At 64.1% G+C, this 4,252-nt stretch carries 8 protein-coding genes; 4 read left to right on the plus strand and 4 right to left on the minus strand.

Features of this window, described 5'->3' with window-relative positions; all coding sequences use genetic code 11:
- On the plus strand, window positions 1-316 hold a 316-nt coding region (locus ACK41X_RS22805; protein ID WP_409728406.1), incomplete at its 5' end, for a hypothetical protein.
- Between the two features lie 69 nt (window positions 317-385).
- Here ACK41X_RS22805 and ACK41X_RS22810 read toward each other — a convergent pair.
- The 3 genes from ACK41X_RS22810 to ACK41X_RS22820 all read right to left on the minus strand — a co-directional run bounded on the left by ACK41X_RS22810 (window position 386) and on the right by ACK41X_RS22820 (window position 1,489).
- The gene (locus ACK41X_RS22810; RefSeq protein ID WP_409728423.1) at window positions 386-871 is read right to left on the minus strand and encodes a CreA family protein; all 486 of its coding nucleotides are present in this window, start codon (window positions 869-871) and stop codon (window positions 386-388) included.
- A 130-nt stretch (window positions 872-1,001) separates the two neighbouring features.
- Window positions 1,002-1,274, minus strand: coding sequence for a DUF3551 domain-containing protein (locus tag ACK41X_RS22815; protein ID WP_409728409.1), 273 nt, complete (start codon window positions 1,272-1,274; stop codon window positions 1,002-1,004).
- Window positions 1,271-1,489 carry a DUF3551 domain-containing protein gene (locus ACK41X_RS22820; RefSeq protein ID WP_409728412.1) on the minus strand — a complete coding sequence of 73 codons (219 nt, stop codon included), beginning with the start codon at window positions 1,487-1,489 and terminating at the stop codon, window positions 1,271-1,273. The genes ACK41X_RS22815 and ACK41X_RS22820 overlap by 4 nt, the downstream gene beginning before the upstream one ends.
- A 322-nt stretch (window positions 1,490-1,811) precedes the next feature.
- Here ACK41X_RS22820 and ACK41X_RS22825 point away from each other — a divergent pair, with 322 nt between their 5' ends.
- Window positions 1,812-2,216: a hypothetical protein gene (locus tag ACK41X_RS22825; protein ID WP_409728415.1), complete on the plus strand. Its 405-nt coding sequence runs from the start codon at window positions 1,812-1,814 to the stop codon at window positions 2,214-2,216.
- A gap of 90 nt (window positions 2,217-2,306) precedes the next feature.
- Here ACK41X_RS22825 and ACK41X_RS22830 read toward each other — a convergent pair whose 3' ends face one another.
- On the minus strand, window positions 2,307-2,891 hold the full coding sequence (locus tag ACK41X_RS22830; RefSeq protein ID WP_409728418.1) for a hypothetical protein: 585 nt from the start codon (window positions 2,889-2,891) through the stop codon (window positions 2,307-2,309).
- A 146-nt stretch (window positions 2,892-3,037) separates the two neighbouring features.
- Between ACK41X_RS22830 and ACK41X_RS22835 the strand changes: the two genes are divergently transcribed.
- Both ACK41X_RS22835 and ACK41X_RS22840 read left to right on the plus strand, forming a co-directional pair.
- Window positions 3,038-3,610 (plus strand): glutathione peroxidase, encoded by a 573-nt coding sequence (locus tag ACK41X_RS22835; RefSeq protein WP_409728421.1) that lies wholly within the window; start codon window positions 3,038-3,040, stop codon window positions 3,608-3,610.
- Between the two features lie 232 nt (window positions 3,611-3,842).
- On the plus strand, window positions 3,843-4,252 hold a 410-nt coding region (locus ACK41X_RS22840), incomplete at its 3' end, for a polysaccharide deacetylase family protein (protein ID WP_409728426.1).

Genomic DNA, 4,252 nt, shown 5'->3' on the forward strand with positions numbered 1-4,252 from the left:
GCAGCAGGCGGCTCCCGCTCCCGATACGGGGCTCGACGCGGCCGCGGCTCCGCCTGGCGCCGATGCAGCACCCGCCGGCGCGCCGCCGGTCGCAGCCGTGCCGCCAAAGGTGGCGAAGGAAGGCCCGCCGGCGGTCCACAGAAAGCCGGTGGCCAAGCACAAGCCCAAGCCGCGCTACCATCATCGCGACGATGGCTATCGCCCGCATTATTACGGTGGCGGCTATGGTGGCGGCTACGGCGGCTATGGTGGTTATGGTGGGGGCTACGGAGGCTATGGTGGGGGCTACGGAGGCGGCGGCTACGGCCGCTACTGATCTCCCCGTGCAATCCGGTCATTGGCGCCAGGCGGCGCCAATGTGCCGGACGGACCGCCAGCGCCGGCGTTACTCCTTTACATACTCAGCGCATTTAGGAAGCTCGGTCTGCGGACCCCATGGCATGATCGGGACGCTGGACGTCGAGTTTTTCGGCGATCCTTCGATGATGCGATCGGAGAACACCATGTAGACGAGGACATTACGCTTCGCATCGCAGCCGCGCACAATCTGCATCTTCTTGAACAGGAGCGACCGGCGGGCGCGGAACACGTCCTCGCCCTGTTCGAACTTCGTCTTGAAACGGATCGGTCCGATCTGCCGGCAGGACAAGGAAATGTCGGAGACCTCCTCGGCAATGCCGAGCCAGCCTTTGAAGCCGCCGCGTTCCGGCACCGTGAAGTGACAAGCCACGCCTTCGATATCGGGATCGTCGATACCATAGGTGGCGAGCTTGTCGTTCGGCGACATCCATTTGAATACCGTCGATCGTTTGAATATCAGATCCGGATCGCTATCCGCGCGCGCCACGCCAGCAGGCGCGGCCGCGGACATGGCGATGATCGCACCGGCACAGAATATCGAAAAGATTGTCGTTCGCATCGAAAGGCCCCAGTTGCGGACCTGAGATAGGAACGATTGCGACGATTCAATAGCCGCTGTCTTGAGCCATTATCTTGACCGGTTATCCTGCGCGCCAGCCGTCATCTGGCGCGATGCGGCTGCGCGTGGCCACCGCGCACCGGGGAACTCCGATCGCGCGGATTCTCGACACACATTCGGTGCCGATCCTGGTCTGCATGCATTGCGCGTAGCTGATATAGCCGCAGCTCATCACGCCGCCGCGGCCGCCGGTGATCAGGCACCAGGGATAATTGACGTCGGCCGCGGCCGGTCCGCTGCCGCCAAGAAGCGTCGCCGCGAAGCCAAGGGCCGCGGCGGCGGTCTTGAGGATCAACGGCGCGGCCCGTGATAGCGCGGATTGATCACGCACATATCGGTGCCGATGCGGGTCTGCATGCATTGTGCGTAGCTCACAAAACCGCAGCTCATGACGCCGCCGTCGCGGCCGCCGGTGATCACACACCAGGGATATTCAACCGACGCCGAGGACGGCAAGATCCCGGACACAAGCGTTGCGCCGATCACGGCGGCCATCGCGAAGATTTTCATGTCACTTCTCCTTTGATCGGTTGCCCGGATGCCGCTCCCCGCGTTCGGCGAGCGCTCTCCTGACAACGGCTTGGCTTAGGTCGCGGGGGCATGCCGTTCCGTTCAAAACACGAGGGATATTATCCCTGCCGCAGCCTCCGCGATTCCAGGGGAAGGTCACAAGCTCGTTACAGCGCACCTTCATCGCGCTCTATCAATACGGGCGCTGCCGGGTCCGGGTTTCAGCATCGATCGCTGCGACGATTCCGCCGCCACGCATGAACCGCCTGGCGCGCCGGCACGACCAATGGCCATCGTTCATTCACTCTCAGGAAACCAGGCCATGTCCATTACCAAAACCGCTCTCGCCGCTGCGTTCTTGGCCGTCATGGCCGTGTCCGCTCAGGCTCAACAGGGTCCGACCCGCCAGATTCAGGTCCTGCCCGCTCCCGTGAAACAGGCTCAGGCCCCCGCCGCAGCGACCACCGCGGCTCCGGCCAAGGTCGAAGGCGAAGCGCCTGCTGAGGCGGCTCCCGCCGAAGAGGCTGCGCCTGCCGCGGCGGAGGCCACGGCTCCTGCTCCAAAGGCCCTTCCGAAAGCCGCGCCCAAAGTGCTGGTCGCGGCCCCGGTCGACGTCAAGCCTGCGCCGAAATTCGTCGAGCCGAAATTCGCGCCTCCGGTCCGCAGGGCCTATGGCCATGTCAGCTACGGTCATGGCGGCTACAAGCGCATTCCGACCTGCCACTAACGCATCGGCAATTCCCGAGCGCCGGCCGCAGTCACGCGGCCGGCGCCTTGCGTTGCGGTTTTTCGGCAAGTCGCTCAAGTCGATCAAGATCTAACGAATCGTCCGGAAGAAATCATCGTTGCCGAACGTGCCGCGGTCATTGAGGCGCTGCTCATGCGCCCGCTGCCGCTCGGCATGCTGCAAACGCATGTTTCCTTGCAACGGCTTGGCCGACCACTTGGCTGACGACTTCGTATAAGACTTCGCCCTCGCCTGGCGGCGGGCATGTTCCGAAACCGCCTTTGCTTGCGCCGCCCGCGCCTGCGGAGAAATCGTCGGTGTTTGCGGCGACGCTGCTTCTTCCCGAGGCGCCGATCCCGTCAGCTCGGGCTGCGCCGCGCTGCGCGGATCGGCGGGCGTCGCGCAGCGCTGCTCGATCTGCGGCGTAGTCCCGTCTTCGCATCGCTTTGTGGCCGGGCTGTCCCTGTTCAGCGCCAGAATCTTCACCTCCGGCCCGGCCTTGCCGTTGGACCAATGACCGACGGTTTCGGCACTGGCATTGAGGAGCGTCAGCAATCCACCCGCGCCGACAATGGCCATGCAGGCGGTGGCGGCAACCGCCGCGATACGCCCCCGGCGCCGCTCGCCGACATTGAGCGGCTGATCGAAGGAAACCCGGAACGGCAGAACGCCCATGACTCACGCTTTTCACAACAGAGGCAAGATCCGGGCAAACGTGTCGCCGGCACGAAGGTTCCGCGGTTCCGTCAGGCTCACGCGTATGTGGCTTCGACCGCCGGTCCAGCCTTGCTAGTTTGGCGTTCAAAATCAGGCGTGCGGTCATGTTGAACCGTCGGTGCATTGTTCGGGGGATCGGCGCAGCCGCCCTCTTTCCCTTCGTGTCTCACGGCGCGAGCGCGCAGCCCGCGATGAGCCGGTCGACCGCCTTTGCATTCGCTTTTCGAACCATTGACCGGCGGGAACTGCGGCTCGCCGATCATACCGGCCGCCCGGTCCTGGTGGTCAATACGGCGTCGCTGTGCGGCTTCACGCCTCAATATGCCGGCCTTGAGACGCTGTGGATGCGCTATCGCGACCGCGGACTGCTCGTGATCGGCGTGCCTTCGAACGATTTCGGCGGACAGGAACCGGGCGGCGCTCCGGAAATCCACGCCACGGCGCATCGCCATGGCGTAACCTTTCCGCTGGCCGAGAAAGTCTCCGTCCGCGGCGAGACCGCTCATCCCTTCTATCGCTGGGCCGCGATCCAGCGCCCGGGCGAAACGCCGCGATGGAACTTTCACAAATATCTGATCGGCCGTGACGGGACGCTGGCCGCCGCCTTCGGATCGATGGTCGACCCGACCGACTCACGGATCGTCGCCGCGATCGAACGCCAGCTTCCAGCGTCGTGAATCGCTGCGGCCTGGACTTCATTTAGGTTGTGCCAAAACCGGTCAGGTTGCAGCGCAACCGCTTGGTTTGGCCGGCATTTTTCCGTGTCGGCACGACCACAGCTAACCTTAATCCCCGGTCGCAACCGGTATCTGCATCGGGATTCGTTGACTCTTGTGCCATGGCGGGTTTTCCATGGCACACGGACAAAATGCGGCGGGCTGCGGCTCGCACATCATGAGGGGGTTCACCATGCGCCATGTGTTCGCATGCGCTATCCTGGTTTCTGCATCGCTGACCGGCGGCGCAGCCTTTGCGCAAACGCCCGGCACCGGTGCCGCTCCCGTAAAGTGCGCCAACCCGAATGCGCTTGGCGTTTCGCGTACGGTGGAAATCGACACCACCGGCGGTCCCGGCTTCGGCTTCGAGCATTTCCGCCAGCATGACTTCCTGCGCAACAAGGAAGTCATCCTGACATTCGACGACGGCCCCTGGCCGACCACCCCCAAGGTGCTCGCGGCACTGGCGGAGGAATGCGTCCGGGCCACCTTCTTCATCATCGGCAAGCACGCCACTTATTACCCCGAAATCCTGCGGCAGGTCGCCGAAGCCGGTCACACGATCGGCTCCCATACCTGGAGCCACGCCGATCTTGGCCGCAA

Source organism: Pseudorhodoplanes sp. (genome assembly GCF_046289595.1).
Lineage (GTDB): Bacteria > Pseudomonadota > Alphaproteobacteria > Rhizobiales > Xanthobacteraceae > Pseudorhodoplanes.

Coding starts and splice junctions, on each gene's coding strand:
- ACK41X_RS22810 (WP_409728423.1), bottom strand. CDS start 871: ATGTCCGCGGCCGCGCCTGCTGGCGTGGCGCGCGCGGATAGCGATCCG.
- ACK41X_RS22820 (WP_409728412.1), bottom strand. CDS start 1,489: ATGAAAATCTTCGCGATGGCCGCCGTGATCGGCGCAACGCTTGTGTCC.
- ACK41X_RS22825 (WP_409728415.1), top strand. CDS start 1,812: ATGTCCATTACCAAAACCGCTCTCGCCGCTGCGTTCTTGGCCGTCATG.
- ACK41X_RS22830 (WP_409728418.1), bottom strand. CDS start 2,891: ATGGGCGTTCTGCCGTTCCGGGTTTCCTTCGATCAGCCGCTCAATGTC.
- ACK41X_RS22835 (WP_409728421.1), top strand. CDS start 3,038: ATGTTGAACCGTCGGTGCATTGTTCGGGGGATCGGCGCAGCCGCCCTC.